The 19,264-nt window shown below is 70.8% G+C and carries 14 protein-coding genes; 8 read left to right on the top strand and 6 right to left on the bottom strand.

Annotated elements, in window-relative coordinates:
• The coding region (locus KIH73_RS07810) for a peptidoglycan recognition protein family protein (RefSeq protein ID WP_219082259.1) at window positions 1-722 on the top strand (722 nt) is incomplete at its 5' end.
• Here KIH73_RS07810 and KIH73_RS07815 read toward each other — a convergent pair.
• Complete coding sequence (locus tag KIH73_RS07815) at window positions 719-1,549, bottom strand: tyrosine-type recombinase/integrase (RefSeq protein ID WP_219082261.1); 831 nt, start codon at window positions 1,547-1,549, stop codon at window positions 719-721. The two genes, KIH73_RS07810 and KIH73_RS07815, sit on opposite strands and share 4 nt — an antisense overlap.
• 226 nt (window positions 1,550-1,775) lie before the next feature.
• On the bottom strand, window positions 1,776-4,043 hold the full coding sequence (locus tag KIH73_RS07820; protein WP_219082263.1) for a peptidase: 2,268 nt from the start codon (window positions 4,041-4,043) through the stop codon (window positions 1,776-1,778).
• 240 nt (window positions 4,044-4,283) lie between these two features.
• On the opposite strand from KIH73_RS07820, the gene KIH73_RS07825 reads away from it, so the two are divergent.
• Window positions 4,284-6,500: an alpha-1,4-glucan--maltose-1-phosphate maltosyltransferase gene (locus KIH73_RS07825; protein ID WP_219082265.1), complete on the top strand. Its 2,217-nt coding sequence runs from the start codon at window positions 4,284-4,286 to the stop codon at window positions 6,498-6,500.
• A 203-nt stretch (window positions 6,501-6,703) separates the two neighbouring features.
• Window positions 6,704-7,201, top strand: coding sequence for an inorganic diphosphatase (locus KIH73_RS07830; protein ID WP_219082267.1), 498 nt, complete (start codon window positions 6,704-6,706; stop codon window positions 7,199-7,201).
• A gap of 238 nt (window positions 7,202-7,439) precedes the next feature.
• Here KIH73_RS07830 and KIH73_RS07835 read toward each other — a convergent pair whose 3' ends face one another.
• Window positions 7,440-8,180, bottom strand: a complete 741-nt coding sequence (locus KIH73_RS07835; protein WP_219082269.1) for a hypothetical protein — start codon at window positions 8,178-8,180, stop codon at window positions 7,440-7,442.
• Between the two features lie 190 nt (window positions 8,181-8,370).
• Between KIH73_RS07835 and KIH73_RS07840 the strand changes: the two genes are divergently transcribed.
• From KIH73_RS07840 to valS, 4 genes are all read left to right on the top strand, one after another.
• A complete protein-coding gene (locus KIH73_RS07840; protein ID WP_219082271.1) occupies window positions 8,371-9,111 on the top strand; it encodes a winged helix-turn-helix transcriptional regulator in 741 nt (246 codons plus the stop codon).
• A 14-nt stretch (window positions 9,112-9,125) separates the two neighbouring features.
• Complete coding sequence (nth, locus tag KIH73_RS07845) at window positions 9,126-9,803, top strand: endonuclease III (RefSeq protein ID WP_219082273.1); 678 nt, start codon at window positions 9,126-9,128, stop codon at window positions 9,801-9,803.
• A gap of 75 nt (window positions 9,804-9,878) precedes the next feature.
• Window positions 9,879-11,411: an ABC transporter substrate-binding protein gene (locus KIH73_RS07850; protein WP_219082276.1), complete on the top strand. Its 1,533-nt coding sequence runs from the start codon at window positions 9,879-9,881 to the stop codon at window positions 11,409-11,411.
• Between the two features lie 43 nt (window positions 11,412-11,454).
• Complete coding sequence (valS, locus tag KIH73_RS07855) at window positions 11,455-14,190, top strand: valine--tRNA ligase (RefSeq protein WP_219082278.1); 2,736 nt, start codon at window positions 11,455-11,457, stop codon at window positions 14,188-14,190.
• Between the two features lie 97 nt (window positions 14,191-14,287).
• On the opposite strand, the gene KIH73_RS07860 is transcribed toward valS, so the two are convergent.
• Complete coding sequence (locus KIH73_RS07860; RefSeq protein WP_219082280.1) at window positions 14,288-14,680, bottom strand: chorismate mutase; 393 nt, start codon at window positions 14,678-14,680, stop codon at window positions 14,288-14,290.
• Between the two features lie 46 nt (window positions 14,681-14,726).
• A complete protein-coding gene (locus tag KIH73_RS07865) occupies window positions 14,727-15,209 on the bottom strand; it encodes an Lrp/AsnC family transcriptional regulator (protein ID WP_219082282.1) in 483 nt (160 codons plus the stop codon).
• A 226-nt stretch (window positions 15,210-15,435) separates the two neighbouring features.
• On the opposite strand from KIH73_RS07865, the gene KIH73_RS07870 reads away from it, so the two are divergent.
• Complete coding sequence (locus KIH73_RS07870) at window positions 15,436-16,701, top strand: pyridoxal phosphate-dependent aminotransferase (RefSeq protein WP_338023980.1); 1,266 nt, start codon at window positions 15,436-15,438, stop codon at window positions 16,699-16,701.
• A 391-nt stretch (window positions 16,702-17,092) separates the two neighbouring features.
• Here the strand turns inward: KIH73_RS07870 and rho are convergent, their stop codons facing one another.
• Complete coding sequence (gene rho, locus KIH73_RS07875; protein WP_219082286.1) at window positions 17,093-19,057, bottom strand: transcription termination factor Rho; 1,965 nt, start codon at window positions 19,055-19,057, stop codon at window positions 17,093-17,095.
• Window positions 19,058-19,264: the final 207 nt, after the last annotated feature.

A 19,264-nucleotide genomic window follows, 5' to 3' on the forward strand; every position in this document is an offset into this window, starting at 1 on the left:
CCATCCACCAGTACGTCGACGAGGCCGACGGCAGCTACAGCGACGCTAACTATACGAGCAACAACAGCACCATCAGCATCGAGCACGAGGGCGGCATGGCCCAGGGCGCCGTGTGCACCAGCGCATGCGTGGAGGCCAGCGCCCGCCTGTGCGCGGACATCGCCCGCCGATACGGGTGGGACCACCTGTGGCACGACGGCACCAACGGCAACGTATGGCTCCACCGGGAGATACCCGGCACCGACCACGCCGGATGCCCGGACCTCACGCCCAACGGCCTGCCCTACCAGCAGGTCATCGACAAAGCAAACGCCATCCTGGAAGGAGACGACATGGCAATCAGCGACGACGACATCATGCGCATCTGGACCCACGTGCTGCCCAACGGGCGGCACGCCCGGGACATCATCAGCGACGCGACCAGCGACATCATCCGCATGCACGACTCGGGCATCACCGAGGGCCAGTGGGTCCACACCCTGCCCAACGGGCGCAAGGCGCGAGACATCATCAGCGACGCCACCAGCGACGTGATCCGCATACACGACACCATGATCCCGCAGCTGTCCGCGCAGGTCACCGCGCTCACCGCCGCCGTCGAGGCCCTCAGCAAGGCCATGGGAGCCGACCCCGACCAGATCGCCCAGACAGTCCAGCAGGCCGTCAAGGACAAGCTGGACAGCCTCCAGATCACCATCACCGCCACCGACGAGGACGATTAGACCGCCAGTCTGACCGCATCCATGCCCGCCCGCAGCCGCGAGTCGGGCATGGCCACGTAGATCTGCGTGGTCTCGACAGACGCATGGCCCAGCAGCCTGGACACCAGCAGCAGGTCATGCGTCGCCTCGTACACCGTCGTCGCGTACCTGTGCCGCAACGTATGCGGCCCCCACCCGTCTGGCAATACCCGGCGCAGGTGGCGGGACACGTAGGATTTTTCGACATGTCCCGACCACCTGCCGGGGAACAGCCAGCCGCCGGCGGCGATTATCGTGTCGGCCAGGTCTCCGTCGATTGGCACGATACGTTGTTTGTCGCCTTTGCCACGCACGACCAGCATGGCACCGTCCGGCATGGCCAGCACGTCGTCTGATCTGACCGACGCTATCTCGGACAACCGCAGCCCCGCCTCCGCTCCCAGCCGCAGCATGAGCCGTTCGACTGGCGTCGCGTCATGCAGCGCCTGCCGGATGTGTCTGTCAGGGCACGGGCGCGGATGCGGTTTGGGCCGGCGTACCCTGGGCAGTATCGACGCGGGATTGTCGTCGCGCCTACCTGCTTGCTGCATCCAGGAGAAAAAGCTGTTGGCCGTGTTGCGATACCCCTTGCGTGTCTCGGGCCGCCAGTCCTGCGCGGCCATCCACCGCACCAGTTGCTCGCCGGTCACCTCGCCTGGCGGCGTATCCAGGCCGCGGGCGATATGCGTCATCTTGCACCGCCGGCATCGTATCGTCTCAACGCTTAGGCCCGCCGCCTTCAATGAGCCGAGCCAATCGGTGATGTCTTCCCTCCACTGCGCAGGAGGCTGCGTTTGCTTCATAGCCATGGCCGGCATCCTTGACGGCCGCCGCAGCCTTTACGCCGCTAGAATAAACTTCAATAATGAGGCTTCATGGATTTGAACCGTGGACCTCTGGCCAACTATGTTGCCAGAGGTCCACGGTTCAAATCCATGCCCCGCTACCACATATATAAAGGCCGGGAACCACAGGTTCCCGGCCTTTGTCGTTTCATGCCCGCCGACGGGCCGGTTCCGCCGGCGGGCACGGGCCTCACCTGCCGCTGCGGCGGGCTATCGACACGACCATCGCCGCCGCGGTCGCCAGGGCCGCCAGCGCCACCAGGGCGACCACGCCGACCGACACGCCGGTCCGCGGCAGCGTCACCGGCTCCGGCGCCTCCGGGCGGACGGTCACGACCTCGCTCTCCACGCCCAGCTCATGGGTGGCCAGCACGTCGCCCGACGGCGAGAACAGCGTGGCCCGCCAGTGCACCAGACCCGGCTCCGGCGAGCGCGTCTGCGGACTCGACACCGTCTGGTCCCGCAGCGTGTGGTCCACCGCCACCCGCTCGGGCCCCATGAGCAGTCCCCGCGCGTCCGGGGCCTGATCCTCGCCGACCGCGCGATAGGCCTCGAACTCCATGTACGCCCCTTCCGGCACCGTGCCGCGGATCCGCGCGGCGTCATGGAACGGCTCGCCGACCGCCACCTCCGCCGGATCGACCTGCGTGACGATCGTCGGCCCGTCCGGACGCGCGAACTCCTCGACGCGGGTGCGCTCCCAGGCGTCGTCGTAGGCGCTGGCGGCGGGCATCACCCTGTCGTCGCCCTTGAAGCTCCATATGAACACGTACCAGCCGTGGCGCTCCGCCGTGATGTGCACCGGGTCGCCGTGGGCGTCCGGCGCGCCGGCGCCGACGCGCAGCGTGCCGTCGACCGCCGGGTAGTCCCAGGTGCCGACGAGCCTGTGGTGCTCGTCCTGCGCGGGCGGCCGCGCGCCGTCCGGCCGGTACGCCCCGTCGTTCGCCGGGTCGTCCGGATCGCCGGCCCACCACACGCTGACCTGCGCGTACGGCTCGTCCGGCCCGATGCCGTAGGTCTCGTCGCCGGCGAACGCGCCGTGGTCCTCCGGGAACCCGCGGACCGTGATCGTGTCGCTCAGCTCGGCCCCGACCGCGGCCGAATGGTCGGTCACGACGGAGGACACGGCCACCCTCGCGCGGTTGGCGTTGGTCTCGGGCGCCTCCAGGAACGGGCTGACGACGTCGCGCAGCACGTAGGCGCGGGCCCGGTCGCTCTGCCGCGCCGTCTCGAACGCCCACACCCAGGTGCCGAACCCGCCGGATCGAGGCGCCTGATACGGGCGGTCGCCGCCGGGCTCGGTCACGGCGCGGACGGCCCGCGTCTGCCCCGGGGCGTCGAACGTCGCCTCGCCGTAGGCGGCGGGCTCGTACCCCATACCGGCCAGCCGCTCCAGGAACCGCTCCGCCGCGCCGGGCTCCCCCGCCGCGCCGCCGTCCGCGGAGGCCTGCGCGTCGGGGGTCACCATCCCCTGTTCGAGGTCCCCGGCGTCCAGGCCGTCGAAGTACCAGCCGCTGGCGGTCAGCTCCAGCCCCTCGGGCCAATGGCTGTCCTCGCCCCGCACGCCCGAGGTCACATGGTCGACGACCGGCCGCCCGGCGTCGACGACCCGCCGCTCCGCCCGTGTGGCGATCGACGGGGTGAAGTCCTTGCGCACCGCGAACCGCACGCCGTCGCCACGGCTGCGCTCGGCGCCCGCGAACCTCACGTAGTCCTGGTTGCTGACCAGCTGCTGCAGCGCGGGACGGTCGTACTCGACGTCCGCCCGCACCTCGCCGGCCCCGTCGGCCCGCCAGGCGTGGCGGATGGGCCGGGTCCCGGACACCCCTTCGATCCAGGACCCGCCGTCCTCGAAGCGCGCCGGGCCGCTCAGCGTCACGCGGTACGGCACCCCGGCGACCAGGCCGCCGGATCCGTCGACCACCGCCACGTCCACCGCGCCGGAGCGCAGCCCCTCCTCGTAGGCGTAGGTCGCCCGGGCGCCCGCGGGCATGCCGGCGCCGGCCTCGTCCCACAGCCGGCCGGCCACGCCCTCCAGGTCGGGGTGCTGCGCGCGGATGCTGCCCCAGTGCAGCTCCCACTGCGCCGGATCCAGGTCGAAGTGGCGGTGCGCGAGCACGCCGATGCCGGCGTGGATCATCGGGTCGCGCGAACCGGCGTACCGGTCGGCCAGCCAGGCAACCCGGCGCGCCGCGTCGCCGTCCGGGATCGGACGCTCCTCGCCGTAGGTCATGTCCGCCGGCTTGCCCGCCTCGATGCAGTAGACGTGGCCGCGGTCCGACGTGCCGATCGCCCCGATATACAAGGTCTGCCCGTCGTGCCGGTAGGTCAGGAACGTGCCCGGGTGGGGCGGGGCGAGCCCGGCGGCCCGCGCGACCCCCAGCGGCGCGGCCGCCGCCACGGCGAGCGCCACGAGCGCCGCCACCGCCAGCAGGCACAGGCGCAATGCTCTGTTCATCTGTGGTCCTTTCGATCAGGTCCCGCATCCCCTCGATACGGGCCGTGCTCCGAGCCTGCCGCACACGGGGGCTCCCTGTACAGCGCCCCCGGGCGTTGTGGTCGAAGGCCTGCCGGTTCCGGCGTGTTGTGGACAACCCGGCGGCGGCCTCCATCCACATTCCGGGCGTCGCCGGGCGCCGGGCAAAAAGTTGTCCACATCCCCACGCCCCTGCCTCGTTTGCGCGGCGCCGCCTCTACAATGGGCACTATGACAGCAAACAACAGCGCGAGCACGCGCACCACCGAAAAGAAACCCACCACCGCGGGCAGGACCCGTCGCTCCGCCAAGGCCTCGTCGGCCGCCGCGTCGAGGGCGACCGCCAAGAAGGCCATGCCCGGCGAGGCTCCCGCGCCGTCCATCCCCGTGACCTCCCCCGAGCAGTTCGGGCGCATCGTGGTCATGGACATCACCCCGAGCGCCGAGCAGGGGGTCTTCCCCGCGCGCGTCGAGCTCGGCGAGCCCTTCGAGGTCACCGCCCAGGTGTTCATCGAGGGCCGCACCAAGGTCGGCGCCACCGCCGTGCTGCGCAACCCGCGCGGCCGCGAGATGCAGCGCGTCGCGATGACCTGCGTGAACCCGGGCCTCGACCGCTGGACCGCCACGCTCAAGGCCGGCGAGCACAGCGACCTCAAGCCGTGGGACGAGGACTACCCGGCCGTCCGCCGCCAGCTCGGCGAGTGGACCGTCACCATCGAGGGCTGGGAGGACACCTACGCCTCCTGGCTGCACGACGCGCGGATCAAGGTCCAGGTCGGCGACGACGTCGAGAACGCGCTGACCAGCGGCGCCGAGCTGCTCAGCCGTTGGGCGCACACCGAGGACGCCCATCTGAGCGCGCGCGACCGCAAGCACCTCGAGCAGGCCGCCGAGCGCATGTCGGACCGCGAGCGCCCGGCCGAGGCGCGCCTGGCCGAGGCCGACAACCCGCGCATCGAGGCGCTGCACGGGACGCACCCGCTGCGCGACGGCATCGCCCCCAGCCGCCCGCGGACCTTCAAGGTCGAACGCCCGAAGTCGAGCTTCGCCGCGTGGTACCAGTTCTTCCCGCGCTCCGAGGGCGCCTACTACGACGAGGAGCACGGCCGCATCGTCCAGGGCAACTTCCGCACCGCGATGACCGGCCTCGAGCGCGCCGCCGAGGAGGGCTTCGACATCGTCTACCTGCCGCCGATCTTCCCGATCGGCGTGACCAACCGCAAGGGCCGCAACAACTCGCTGGTCGCCGGCCCGAACGACCCGGGCTCGCCGTTCGGCATCGGCTCCGAGCTGGGCGGCCACGACACGGTCGACCCGCTGCTGGGCACGATGGACGACTTCAAGGCGTTCGTCGCCCGCGCCCACGAGCTGGGCCTGGAGATCGCCCTCGACTTCGCGCTGCAGTGCTCGCCCGACCACCCGTGGGTCAGGCAGCATCCGAACTGGTTCCGCACCAAGCCGGACGGCACGATCGCGTTCGCCGAGAACCCGCCGAAGAAGTACCAGGACATCTACCCGATCGACTTCAACGCCGACATGCCCGGCATTGAGCGCGAGGTCGAGCGCGTCATGAACCTGTGGATCGACGCGGGCGTGACGATCTTCCGCGTCGACAACCCGCACACCAAGCCGGTCCGCTTCTGGCAGGACGTGATCGCCGCGGTGACCAGGAAGCACCCCGAGGTCCTGTTCCTGGCCGAGGCGTTCACCCGCCCGGGCATGATGCGCGCGCTGAGCTACGTCGGCTTCACGCAGTCGCACTGCTACTTCCCGTGGCGCAACACCAAGGAGGAGCTGGCCGAGTACCTCGGCGAGACCAACGGCGACGGCGCCTACTACCAGCACAACACCTTCTGGCCGACCACGCCGGACATCCTCACCGCCTACGTGCGCGACAACGGCATCGCCGGCCATGCGGTGCGCGCCGTGCTCGCCGCGATGGGCTCGCCGTCGTGGGGCATCTACAACGGCTACGAGCTGATCGAGAACCGCCAGCGCCCCGGCTTCGAGGAGCAGATCGACAACGAGAAGTACGAGATCAAGGTGCGCGACTGGAAGGAGGCCGACAAGTACGGCATCGCCGAGCTGCTCGGCGCGCTCAACGAGATCCGCCGCAGGCACCCGGCCACCCGCAGCTACCACAACCTCACGGTGCTGCCGACCTCGGATCCGAGCATCCTCGCGTTCGCCCGCCACACCCCGGCCGAGCTGACCGGCACCGGCCAGGCGGACACGCTGATCGTGGTCGTCAACCTCGACGGCCACAACGCCCACCAGTCGACCGTGCACATCGAGCTGCCCGAGCTCGGCCTGCCGACCGACCGGCCCGTCACCGTGCGCGACGAGCTGACCGGCCGCGAGTTCCAGTGGGGCTGGGACAACTTCGTCTCGCTGGCCCCGTGGGCCGACGTGGCGCACATCCTCAGCGTGCAGGGCTGAGCGCGTCGACGCCGCCGGCTAGACTGACCGCTTGACGCGCATGGCAACATGCATCGGGGGCCGCATCCGCGGCCCCCTTTTTCGTGCCCGCCGGGCCGGCGCCCCGCCGCGGCGCGACGCGGCGCACGCGGTCCGGCCGGGCGCGCGGCGGGTGGGGTATCGTTGGTAGGTGGAATATCCATACGTCTTTTAAGGAGAAGACAATGGCAGAAACCTTCAACGTCGTGGTCGAGATCCCGCGCGGCTCCAAGAACAAGTACGAGGTCGACCACGAGACCGGCCGCGTGTTCCTGGACCGCACCCTGTTCACCTCGATGGGCTACCCGGACGACTACGGCTACATCGACGGCACCCTCGGCGAGGACGGCGACCCGCTCGACGCGCTGGTCATGATCCCGAACTCGGTGTTCCCGGGCTGCGTGGTCGAGTGCCGCGCCGTGGGCCTGTACCACATGGTCGACGAGGCCGGCGGCGACGACAAGGTGCTGTGCGTGCCCGCCGACGTGCGCTTCGACGACATCAAGGACATCGACGACGTCTCGGAGTACCACAAGGCCGAGATCAAGCACTTCTTCGAGCAGTACAAGGCCCTGGAGCCCGGCAAGGAGGTCATGCCCGGCGACTACTGGGCCGGCGTCGCCGAGGCCGAGAGGCAGATCGTCGCCGCCAAGGAGCGCCTCGCAGCCTCCGAGGCCGAGTGAGTCGCCCTTTCCCCCGACATACGCGAAACGGCCGTGCGTCCCCCGATCCGGGGCGCACGGCCGTTTTTGCGTAGGACGTCGCGCTCACGGCGCGGACGCGGCGACCGGACGCAATAGCGTAAACGCGACAGCCCGAGCGCCACAGCCCAGGCGTCACAGCCAGGACGCGACAGCCCGAGCGCCGCCGCCCGGACATCACCGCCAGGACGCGGCCAGCCCGCTCGTCACCGCCCGGGCATCACAGCAGGGCGACGACGAGCGACGAGATCGCGACCACCGGACCGAGCAGCATCACCGGGATCAGCCCGATGCCGATACCCGGACGCCGCGCGCCCTCCGGCGGGTTCGCGTCCCCGGCCCACAGCCGCGAGCACGCGGCCAGCGCCGCCGCCACGACGACGATCACCGCGACGGCCGCCCACACCGCGACGGAGCCGGTGGAGCGTCCGGCCTCGATCAGATCGGGCAGGAAGCACCATCCGGACACCGCGATGCAGGCCACGCCGCCCGTCACCCCGTGCGACAGCGAGCGGATCAGATGCGAGCGCTCCTCGCGCGCCATCTGCCGGGCGAACGAGACGATGACCAGCGCCACCAGCAGGCCGCAGGCGCCGGCGGCCCAGACCTCCTGCGGATGGCCGGCTTCGGCGACGCCCTCGGCGCCGGTCGCCACGGCGGGGAAGATCACGGAGCGGATCGAGGGCACCAGCGCGAACGCCAGCGACGCGACGGCGGCGACGGCGGCGATCACGCGTCCGGCCAGGCCGTCGCGCAGCGGCGAGCAGACCAGGAACGCCGCCAGCGCCAGCAGCACGCCGGCCGCCGTGACCGGCACGCTGACCGCGGCGCCGGGGTCGCGGGCCGGGGTGAGCAGGGAGCACGCCGCCAGCACCGCGTACGCGATGATCTGCGCGGCCGCCGCATCCACCTTGACCGGGGTGCCGGCGCCGCGTTCCGTCAGGGATTGCGCTGCGACCATGATCGCCTCTTTTCTCGACGTTCGACCGACTCGATACTGGTACCAATGTAGTCGCAAGTGCCCACAATGCGTCCCCGCCGCGGCGTTTGTGGGGCGCGGCAAGTACAATCCTTGCAGTACCGTTCTTCACCAACGGTTCACACGGCGTATCCATGGGCGGCGATGGGGTACGGCCGGCGAAGGGAGGCTTATGACGGATCTTACGTTGATGACGCCGGCGGACGACCCCGCCTCCGTCCTGCCCTCGCTGGCGCTGCTGTCCCACCGCGTCCGCGTGCTGCCGCTCGACGCCGCCAGCCTGGTGCGCATGCCCGAGGACACGATCCTGTTCGTCGACGCGCGCGACGACCTGGCCAGCGCCAAGACGATCTGCCGCATGGTCCACGCCACGGGGCTGAGCACGCCCATCATCCTGGTGCTCACGGACGGCGGGTTCCCGGTGGTCAACGCGCAGTGGGGCATCGCCGACATGGTGCTCTCCTCCGCCTCGCCGGCCGAGGTCGAGGGCCGGCTGCGGCTGGTCTCCGAGCGCGGGGCGATGGCGCCGGCCGCGGCCTCGCCGGACGCGCTGGACGCCGACGCCCAGGCGAGCAGCGGCCAGCTGCGCTGCGGCGACCTGGTCGTCGACACGAACGGCTACACCGCCAGCCTGCGCGGCCATCCGATCGACCTGGCGTACAAGGAGTTCGAGCTGCTCAAATACCTGGTGCAGCACCCGGGCCGCGTGTTCACCCGCGCGCAGCTGCTGCAGGAGGTGTGGGGCTACGACTACTACGGCGGCACCCGCACGGTCGACGTGCACATCCGCCGCCTGCGCGCCAAGCTGGGCGGCGAGTACGAGCATCTCATCGGCACGGTGCGCAACGTCGGCTACCGCTTCGACCCGCCCGAGGCCGACGCGTCGGCGGCCGACGCGCGGCGCGACGCCTGAGGGGCGTGCCGGCCATGCCGAGGGAATCGAAGCGGGCGCGCCTGGCGCGCATGCACGACGAGTACGCCATCCTGTGCGAGGTCTTCCCCGAGCCGCGCTGCGCGCTGGACTTCGAGACGCCGCTGCAGCTGCTGGTGGCCACCGTGCTCAGCGCGCAGACCACGGACCGGCGGGTCAACACCGTCACCCCCACGCTGTTCGCCGAGTACCCCGACGTCGAGGCGCTGGCCGCGGCCGACCCCGAGCGGGTCGAGGACATCATCCACCCGATCGGCTTCCACCACGCCAAGGCGCGCAACGTCATCGGGCTCGCGCGGCGGATCGTCGAGCGCTTCGGCGGCGAGGTGCCCTCCACGATGCAGGAGCTGGTCACGCTGCCGGGCGTGGGGCGCAAAACCGCCAACGTGGTGCTCGGCAACGCGTTCGGCGTCCCGGGATTCCCGGTGGACACGCACGTCATGCGCGTGACCGGGCGCCTGCGCTGGCGCGAGGACTGGGCCGCGGACCCGCCCGACCCGGTGCGCATCGAGCGCGAGATCACGGCGTGCTTCCCGCCCGGGGAGTGGACCGACCTGTCGCACCGGCTGATCCTGCACGGGCGCGCCACCTGCCATGCGCGCAGGCCGGCGTGCGGCGGCTGCCCGCTGAGAGCGACCTGTCCAAGCGCCGAAAGCGGCATGGGCGTCTCCTAAGAATTCATCGGTTTCTCCCCGGCGGCTCCCCGAACGCGTCCCCAGGACCCGGCATCTGCGGCTAGACTCGGAACCATGCACGGAAACAGGAACGGTTCGCTGCGCAGGTGGGCGGTGTTCGTGGCGATCACGGCGGCGCTGGGGCTGCTGGTATGGCTCGGCTGGTCGGTGCTGCGGCACCGCGACCTGCTGCCAGACGTCACCTCGGTGACCTCCGACTCGTCGGTCACCGTCGGTCTGGTCGGCGCGCCGTCGTCGCTCGACATCCGCACCGACGCGGACACGGCCGTCGAGCAGGCGCTGCTGGGCAACGTCTACGAGACGCTGGTCGCGCGCCAGCAGGACAACACGCTCTCCCCCGGGCTCGCCGAGCGCTGGGAGGTCTCCGAGGACGGGCTGACCTACACGTTCACGATCCGCGACGGCGTGCGCTTCTCGAACGGGGACGCGCTGGACGCCTCGGACGTGGTCTGGTCGCTGCAGCAGATCGTGCAGCACGCCTACCAGGGCGCCGACGACCTGACGCGGCTCAGCGAGGTGAGCAACCCGGACGGCTCGACCGTCGTCGTCACGCTCAGCCGGCCCGATCCCAGGCTGCTGCGGTCGCTGGCCGGGCGGGCCGGCATCGTGTACGACGCCGAGGCCGACATCGACTACGGGCGGCAGGCCGTGGGCTCCGGCCCGTTCACCGTCGGGGACTTCCGCACCGGCGTGAGCATCGGGCTGCGGCGCAACGACGCGTACTGGGGCGACCAGGCGGCGACCGCGACGATCACGCTGCGCTACTACGCCGACGAGGACGACATGGTGACGGCGCTGCACGACGGCGACGCGACGATGGCGGTGGCGCTGAGCGCGTCCACCGCGCAGACGCTGAGCGAGGACCCGACGCTGAACGTCGCGGCCGGGCAGAGCCTGTCCAAGACGGTGCTCGCGTTCAACAACGACGCCGACTCCATCCTCTCCGACTCGCGCATGCGCCAGGCGCTGCGCTATCTGGTCGACAACGAGACGCTGGCCAACACCCAGCCCGGCGCCGCCGAGGCGCTGGGAGGCCCGATCGGCCCGCTCGACCCGGGCTACGAGGACCTGACCGGCCTGTTCCCGCACGACGTGGACCAGGGCGCGGCGCTCGCCTCGTACTTCGGCACCGGCTACTACAACAACGGCCTGCGCCTGGTCGTGCAGGAGCGCCACCAGGACCTCGCCGAGGCGATCGAGACGCAGATCGAGCAGGGCGGCGTGCCGGTCACGGTGCAGGTGCTCGACGAGGCCGACTACCGGACGACCATCGACGCGCGGCAGTTCGACATGACGATCATGACGGTGACCGGCGACGACACCGCCGACGCGTACGCCGACCCCTCGTCGTTCTCCCACTACACCGACGCCGTCGCCCAGGAGCAGTACGACGCGGCGACCTCCGCCGCCAACGAGGCGGACTACATCAGCGGCATGGCGGCGTTCGCGCGGACCGTCAGCCAGGACGCGGCCAGCGACTGGCTGTACTCCTGCAACTCGTACGTGGCGGCCAAGCCCCGGCTGACCGGATACCCGACCAACATGGTCGAGTCCTGGCTGCCGCTGTCCGGCGTGACGCTCGGCTAGCCCGCCGGGGCCGTTGTCACAACGGATTTCTAGACTAGCCCTTATGACTGAGAGCCAAGACAACATCATCAACGCGCATCTGACGCCCCTGCCCGACAAGGTGGGCGTCGACGGCCTCGAGGACAAGTGGCGCGGCGTCTGGGACGGCACCGGCGTCTACAGGTTCCGGGGCACCCGCGACCGCAAGGCCGTGTACTCCATCGACACCCCGCCGCCCACGGTGTCCGGGTCGCTGCATGTGGGCCATGTGTTCTCCTACACGCACACCGACGTGGTGGCCCGCTACAAGCGCATGCGCGGCTACGACGTGTTCTACCCGATGGGCTGGGACGACAACGGCCTGCCCACCGAGCGCCGCGTGCAGAACTACTACGGCGTGCGCGTGGACACGTCGCTGAAGTACGATCCCGACTTCAAGCCCCCGTTCGAGGGCACCGACGGCAAGAAGATCGACGCCAAGGACCAGGTGCCGATCAGCCGCAAGAACTTCATCGAGCTGTGCGAGCGGCTGACCGCCCAGGACGAGCGGCAGTTCGAGGCGCTGTGGCGCAAGCTCGGCCTGTCGATCGACTGGTCGCAGACCTACCACACCATCGGCGAGCACCCGCAGCGCGTCGCGCAGAAGGCGTTCCTGCGCAACCTGGCGCGCGGCGAGGCCTACCAGCAGGAGGCCCCGGGTCTGTGGGACGTGACGTTCCAGACCGCGGTGGCCCAGGCCGAGCTCGAGTCGCGCGAGTACCCCGGCTTCTACCACAAGGTGGCGTTCCACTTCGAGGACGGCACCCCGATCTACATCGAGACGACCCGCCCCGAGCTGCTCGCGGCCTGCACCTCGCTGATCGCGAACCCGGACGACGAGCGCTACCGGCCGTACTTCGGCCAGTACGTCTACTCCCCGCTGTTCAAGGTCAGGGTGCCGATCCTCGCGCACCCGGCCGCCGAGATGGACAAGGGCGCCGGCATCGCCATGTGCTGCACCTTCGGCGACGTGACCGACGTGCAGTGGTGGCGCGACCTGAACCTGCCGCTGCGTTCGATCATCCAGCGCAACGGCCGCATCGTCATGGACGTCCCGGACTGGATCGAGGACGAGGCCGGCCGCGAGCTGTTCGCGCGGACCGCCGGCAAGACCACGTTCTCGGCGCGCAAGATCGTCGTCGACGCGCTGCGCGAGTCCGGCGACCTGGACGGCGAGCCGACCCCGACCACGCGTATGACGAACTTCTACGAGAAGGGCGACAAGCCGCTCGAGATCGTCACCTCGCGCCAGTGGTACCTGAAGAACGGCGGCACCGACGCCAAGCTGAACGCCGAGCTCATCGAGCGCGGCCGCGAGCTCGAGTTCCACCCCGACTTCATGCGCGTGCGCTACGAGAACTGGGTGAACGGCCTGAACGGCGACTGGCTGATCTCCCGCCAGCGCTTCTTCGGCGTGCCGTTCCCGCTGTGGTACCCGGTCAAGGCCGACGGCACCCCGGACTACGACCACCCGATCACGCCGGGCGAGGACCGCCTGCCGATCGACCCGACGACCGACGTGCCGGAGGGCTACGACGAGTCGCAGCGCGACGTGCCCGGCGGCTTCACCGCCGAGCCGGACATCATGGACACCTGGGCGACCTCCTCGCTCACCCCGCAGATCGTGACCCGCTGGGAGGAGCCCGGCGAGGAGAACCAGGCGCTGTTCCGCGCCACGTTCCCGATGGACCTGCGCCCGCAGGGCCAGGACATCATCCGCACCTGGCTGTTCTCGACCGTCGACCGCGCGCATCTGGAGAACGGCTGCCTGCCGTGGGCGCACGCGACGCTGTCGGGCTGGATCCTCGACCCCGACCACAAGAAGATGTCGAAGTCGAAGGGCAACGTGGTCGTGCCGAACGAGCCGATCGACAAGTTCGGCGCCGACGCGGTGCGCTACTGGGCCGCCTCCGCCAAGCTCGGCCTCGACGCCACCTACGACGAGGGGCAGATGAAGATCGGCCGCCGCCTGGCCATCAAGCTGCTCAACGCCACCAAGTTCGCGCTGGCGATCGGCCGCGAGGACGAGAGCCACCACGTCGGCGAGGCCGCCTCGGCCGCGTGGGACCCGGCCGACGTGACCAACCCGCTCGACCGCGCGATGATGGCCAAGATGACCCTGGTGGTGCGCCAGGCCACCAAGGCGCTCGACGAGTACGAGCACGCCAAGGCGCTGGAGACCATCGAGAGCTTCTTCTGGCAGTTCTGCGACGACTACATCGAGCTGGTGAAGAACCGCGCCTACGGCACCCCGGACGCCTCCGGAGCCGCGCCGGCCGAGGCCGACGTGCGTTCGGCCCGCACCACGCTGGGCCTGGCGCTCGACGCGTTCGCCCGCCTGTTCGCGCCGTACCTGCCCTACGCCGCCGAGGAGGTGTGGAGCTGGATGCACGAGGGCGAGGGCTCGGTGCACCGCGCCGCATGGCCCGACGCGGCCGTCTACGCGCAGGCCGCCGGCGACGCCGCTCCGGACACGCTCGATTGGGCCGGCAAGGCTCTGGCCGAGCTGCGCCGCATCAAGTCGGAGGCGAAGGTCTCGATGAAGACCCCGATCCTCGGCGCGACGCTGGCCGCCGGCGCCGACGGCGTGCGGGCGATCCGCTCCGTGATCGACGACGTCGCGCAGGCCGGCCGCGTGACGGGCCGCATCGACCTGGTGGAGAGGGAGGTCGCCGACGACGCCTCCGCCGAGGAGGCCGGGCGCGTGACCGTCGAGAGCAGCGAGCTCGGCGAGCCGCCCGCCAGGAAGCCGAAGCGCTGACGCCGGCGCAGGCCGTATAACGAGCAAGGCCGTACGCCCCGGGACGCCCGGGCGTACGGCCTTGCTCGCATATACGGGGGATCAGGTCATGCGGGAATCAGGCGAAGACGTCGAGGACGCCGGGGTCGCCGCCGGCGTCGGCGATGCGCTGGTGGCGCTTCTTCGCCTCGGTCACCACGAACTCCCGGTAGATCTCGGCGATCTCCGGGTCGAGGCCGGCCTCGACGGCGAGGCGGCGCAGACGCTCGATCTGGTACGCCTCGCGCTGGTGGTCGGCCGGCGCGAACCCGGCGCGCGCCTTGAGCACCCCCACCTGCGACGTGTACTTGAACCGCTCGGCCAGCAGCGCCACGACCGCCATGTCGACGTTGTCGATGGACTGGCGTAGCTGCCTGATCCTCGCGACCTCCGAGGCCACCTCGGGGTGGGCCGCGGCCTCGGCCGCGTCGATGGTCGTGTCCTTCCAGTCACCGCTGTCGTTATCGCTCATGCCACCAGACTACCGCACCACCCCCGCGGCCCGCGGCAGCGGCCGGTCAGCGCGTGAAGTACGTCTGCAGGATCATCGTGGTCTCGGTGCTCACCGGGACCGTGCGGTGGATCAGGTTGAGCAGCTCCTCGAGCTTGGTCGGCGAGGCCACGCGGACCACCAGCATGAAGCTCGGCGCCCCGGCGATCGAATAGCATGACAGGATGCCGGGGATGCCCTCGAGCTTCTCCGGGATCGAGGCCTCCTCGCTGTAGTCGAGCGGCGTGACCGCCACGAACGCGCCGATCGGCAGGCCGCGCATCTCCTGGTCCACCACGGCCCGGTACCCCTTGATCGCCCCGCGTCGCTCCAGCTTCTGCACGCGCGACTGCACGGCGGACACGGACAGCCCGGCCGCCTCGGACAGCTCCGAGAGCGTGGCCCGCCCGTCGGCCTCCAGCAGGTCGAGGATCAGGACGTCGGTGGCGTCGATGGACGCGCCCCCGCGACCGCCGCCCTCGCCGCCGGCGCCGTTGTTCGATGCGCTCATTGGTTCCTCCCCTTCCGATGTTCGGCGCAATCATACGCCGCACCGCATATGTCGTTCCCATCCATCAGCTTACCCGATTGCCGCGGACCGTCGTGGACGTCGCGGCGCCGCCGCGCGCGGCACATGGGGCCGATGGGGCGCGGAGTGTCCCCCATTGACGCACTATGCAATATTTTTTATGATAATTTTTGGTTTAATCGAATATTTTACTTTTCGGAGGTGGATTGTGCAGAAATTATCAACAAGCGCGCTGAACATTCCCCGGTCCGGCATCCGCGACGTCTTCGACCGCGTGGACGCGGTGCCCGACGTCATCTCGCTGTGCGTCGGCGAGCCGAGCGTCACCGCGGCACCGCACATCGTCGAGGCGGCCTGCCGGTCCATCCGCGAGGGCATGACCACCTACACCAACGTGCTCGGCATCCCGGAGTTCCGCGCCGCGGCCGCCGACTACACCCGGCGCGTCAAGGGGCTGCGCTACGACCCGGACGCCGAGGTCCAGGCCGTCGACGGCGCGACCATCGGGCTGTACCTGGCGCTCAAGGCCGTCGTCGACCCCGGCGACGAGGTCGTCATCCCCGCGCCGTACTTCACCTCGTACGCGGCGGAGGTCATGCTGTGCGGCGGCGTGCCGGTGCCCGTGGCGCTGCGCCCCGAGCACGGCATGCGCGTGAACGCCGACGACATTGCAAGCGCGGTCACGCCGCGCACGCGCGCCGTCATCATCAACTCGCCGGGCAACCCGACCGGCGCGGTCACCACGGCGGCCGAACTGGCCCGGATCGGCGAGGTCTGCCGCCGGCACGGCCTGTGGGCCGTCTCGGACGAGGTGTACCACCCGTTCGTGTTCGACGAGGACGCCGCGGCCCCGGCCGCCGGCGGCACGGACGGCGCGGACGGCGCGTGGCGCCCGGCAATCCCGGCGGCGCCGTCGATCGCGGCCGTCCCCGGCATGCGCGAGCGCACGATCATCGTCGAAAGCCTGTCGAAGACCTTCGCGATGACCGGCTGGCGCATCGGCTACCTGCTCGCCCCCGCCGCGGTCATCGAGCAGACCAGCAAGATCGCCGAGCTCATGCACTCCTCGGTGAACTCGACCGCCCAGTACGGCGGCGCGGCCGCGCTCGCCGGGCCGCTCGACCCGATCGTCGCGATGCGCGAGGACTACCGCGCCAAACGCGGCATCGTCCTGGACGGGCTGGAGGGCTGCGAGGCGCTGCGCCCGACCGCGCCGCAGGGCGCGTTCTACGTGTTCGCGGACGTGCGCCCGACCGGGCTGGACGACGAGACGTTCGCCGAGCGCCTGCTGCGCGAGGAGCGCGTCGCCGTGGTGCCGGGCCGCGCGTTCGGCGACGAGGGCGCGGGGTTCGTGCGGCTGTCGTACGCGGGCGACGCCGCCGAGCTGCGCGAGGGCGTGCGCCGCATGCGCGCGTTCGCCGAGCGCGCCGCGGCCCGCCGCACCACACGCCGCGACCTGGCGCCGGTCGCCTGAGCCGACCAAGCCTCTCGGTATCCGTCTGCGACCCGTCCGAGCCCGGCTGAGCTCGTCCGAGCCAGCCTGAGCCTACCGGTATCCATCCGAACCCGCTTGAGCCCGTCCGAGCCCGTCTGTGACCCGCGACGGGGCCGAGAGACGGGACGCCCCGCCGCGGCCGTCCCGTCTCGGTCGCACCGGCTGGGCTGCTTCGTCTCGACCGCGGCATATCCGGCCACGTCGCCCCGGCCGCACCATCTCGACTACACCACATCCGGCCACATCACCTCCGGCCACGTCGCCCCGGCGCGCCGTCCCCGGCCATCCCGAAAAACGGAACGACCCGTGCCCCACAATCGTGGGGCACGGGTCGTTCCGTCGCCGGCCGGCGCTTCCGCCGGCGGACGGGTCAGTTGCCGTTGATGGCGCTGGAGTTGCTCTGCTGGACGATCGCGGCCAGGAAGTCGCGGTTCGTCGGCGTCTTCTTCAGGCGCGGCACCAGCGTCTGGTAGGCCTGCTCGGGCTCCAGGCCGCCGAGCAGACGGCGCAGCCGGTAGACCACCGACAGCTCGTCGGGCGGCGTGATGAGCTCCTCGCGGCGGGTGCCGGACGAGTTGACGTCGATGGCCGGGAACAGGCGCTTGTCGGCCAGCTCGCGGCTGAGCTTGAGCTCCATGTTGCCGGTGCCCTTGAACTCCTCGAAGATGACCTCGTCCATCTTCGAGCCGGTCTCGACCAGCGCGGACGAGATGATCGTCAGCGAGCCGCCGTTCTCGATGTTGCGGGCGGCGCCGAAGAACTTCTTCGGCGGGTACAGCGCCTGCGCGTCCACGCCGCCGGACAGGATGCGCCCGGAGGCCGGCGCGGCGATGTTGTAGGCGCGGGCGAGGCGGGTCATCGAGTCGAGCAGCACGACCACGTCCTGGCCCAGCTCGACCAGGCGCTTGGCGCGCTCGATCGCCAGCTCGGCGACGGTCGTGTGGTCGGAGGCCGGGCGGTCGAAGGTCGAGGAGATGACCTCGCCCTGCACGGTGCGCTCCATGTCGGTGACCTCTTCGGGGCGCTCGTCCACCAGCACCACCATGAGGTGGACCTCGGGGTTGTTCGTGGCGATGGCGTTGGCGATGTTCTGCAGCGTGATCGTCTTGCCGGCCTTCGGCGGGGAGACGATCAGGCCGCGCTGGCCCTTGCCGATCGGCGCGACGATGTCGATGAGACGGCCGGTGAGCTTGTTCGGCGTCGTCTCCTGCTTGAGGCGCTCCTGCGGGTACAGCGGGGTGAGCTTGGCGAACTGCGGGCGGTTCGCCGCCTCCTCCACGCTCATGCCGTTGATCGAGTCGATGGCCTGCAGCGGCACGAACTTCTGGCGCTGGTTGCGGCGCTCGCCCTCGCGCGGCGGGCGGATCGTGCCGTGCACGGCGTCGCCCTTGCGCAGGCCGTACTTCTTGACCTGGCCCATCGAGACGTACACGTCGTTCGGTCCGGGCAGGTAGCCGGAGGTGCGGATGAACGCGTAGGAATCCAGCACGTCGACGATGCCGGCGACCGGCACCAGGTCCTCCTGCGGCTCCTCGCGCTCCTCGAGATCGCGGTCGCGGCCGCGGCGGCGCTGCTGGCGGCGGTCGTTGCCGCGGTCGCGGCCGCGGCTGCGGCGCGAGAACTCATGCTCCTCGCCCGCGCCGGACTCGGCGGGCTCGTCGCCCTTCTGGCCGGGCAGCGAGGCGAGGATGTCGTCGAGATCGTGCACGTTGCCGTTGCCCTCGCCGGCTGACTTGCCGCCCTCGCGGCGCTCGCCGCGGGACTGCTCGCCGCCGCGGCGGCGACGACGCATCGGCTGCCCCTCGTCCTGCCGGTCGTCGTCCTGGCGGCGGCGCTCCTGGGCCTCGTCGCGCTTCGATTCGGCGGGCTTGAGGTCCAGCTCGTCCAGCAGCGTGGCGGCGATGTCGTCGGAGCGGCGGCCGTGCGAGGCGCGGCGGGAGCCACGCTCCTCGCCCTTGCGGTCGCGCTCGCGGCGCTGGCCGCGGGCGGACTCGCCGTCACGCCCGGCCTCCTGGACGGCGCGCATCGCCGCCTCGTCGACGGCGTCGGCGGCCGGAGCGGCCTGCTCGGCCGGGGCCGGCTCGGGGCGTCCGGCCGGGGCCTGGACCTGCGGGGTCTCCTGCGACGGCGCGGCCTCGGACGGCGCGGTCTTCACCGGCGCGTCCGGCACGCGGACGGTCACGCCCTCGGGCGCCTCGCCGCCGCTCCGGGCGGCCTGCAGGGTGGCCAGCAATTCCGGCTTACGCATCGTCGACGTGCCGCGAAGCCCCATCTGCTTGGCGAGCTCCTTGAGCTCTGGCAGTCTCATATCTTCAAGATTCTGGCTATTTGCCACTGCTAATACCTTTCCTTCGCCGTACCGGGCATGCCGAGGACGGCTGGTAAAAGATTGCGGAAGAACCGCTGTCGAATGTTCTGCATCTCAACACGACGCGAAAGAACTCTGAATACCATACAACGCCGCCGCGACCAACGCAACACCGCGCACCCGTTCGCCCAACGGGAAACGGGCGTGCGGCGCCCCGGTATGCGAACGCCCGCC

It is taken from the genome of Bifidobacterium phasiani (genome assembly GCF_019331775.1).
GTDB classification, from domain to species: domain Bacteria; phylum Actinomycetota; class Actinomycetes; order Actinomycetales; family Bifidobacteriaceae; genus Bifidobacterium; species Bifidobacterium phasiani.

Bases quoted from the DNA above. Each gene is read 5' to 3' on its own strand.
- KIH73_RS07830 (WP_219082267.1), top strand. From the start codon at position 6,704: ATGGCAGAAACCTTCAACGTCGTGGTCGAGATCCCGCGCGGCTCCAAG.
- nth (WP_219082273.1), top strand. From the start codon at position 9,126: ATGCCGAGGGAATCGAAGCGGGCGCGCCTGGCGCGCATGCACGACGAG.
- KIH73_RS07825 (WP_219082265.1), top strand. From the start codon at position 4,284: ATGGGCACTATGACAGCAAACAACAGCGCGAGCACGCGCACCACCGAA.
- KIH73_RS07850 (WP_219082276.1), top strand. From the start codon at position 9,879: ATGCACGGAAACAGGAACGGTTCGCTGCGCAGGTGGGCGGTGTTCGTG.
- valS (WP_219082278.1), top strand. From the start codon at position 11,455: ATGACTGAGAGCCAAGACAACATCATCAACGCGCATCTGACGCCCCTG.
- KIH73_RS07820 (WP_219082263.1), bottom strand. From the start codon at position 4,043: ATGAACAGAGCATTGCGCCTGTGCCTGCTGGCGGTGGCGGCGCTCGTG.
- KIH73_RS07840 (WP_219082271.1), top strand. From the start codon at position 8,371: ATGACGGATCTTACGTTGATGACGCCGGCGGACGACCCCGCCTCCGTC.
- KIH73_RS07865 (WP_219082282.1), bottom strand. From the start codon at position 15,209: ATGAGCGCATCGAACAACGGCGCCGGCGGCGAGGGCGGCGGTCGCGGG.
- KIH73_RS07860 (WP_219082280.1), bottom strand. From the start codon at position 14,680: ATGAGCGATAACGACAGCGGTGACTGGAAGGACACGACCATCGACGCG.
- KIH73_RS07835 (WP_219082269.1), bottom strand. From the start codon at position 8,180: ATGGTCGCAGCGCAATCCCTGACGGAACGCGGCGCCGGCACCCCGGTC.
- KIH73_RS07815 (WP_219082261.1), bottom strand. From the start codon at position 1,549: ATGGCTATGAAGCAAACGCAGCCTCCTGCGCAGTGGAGGGAAGACATC.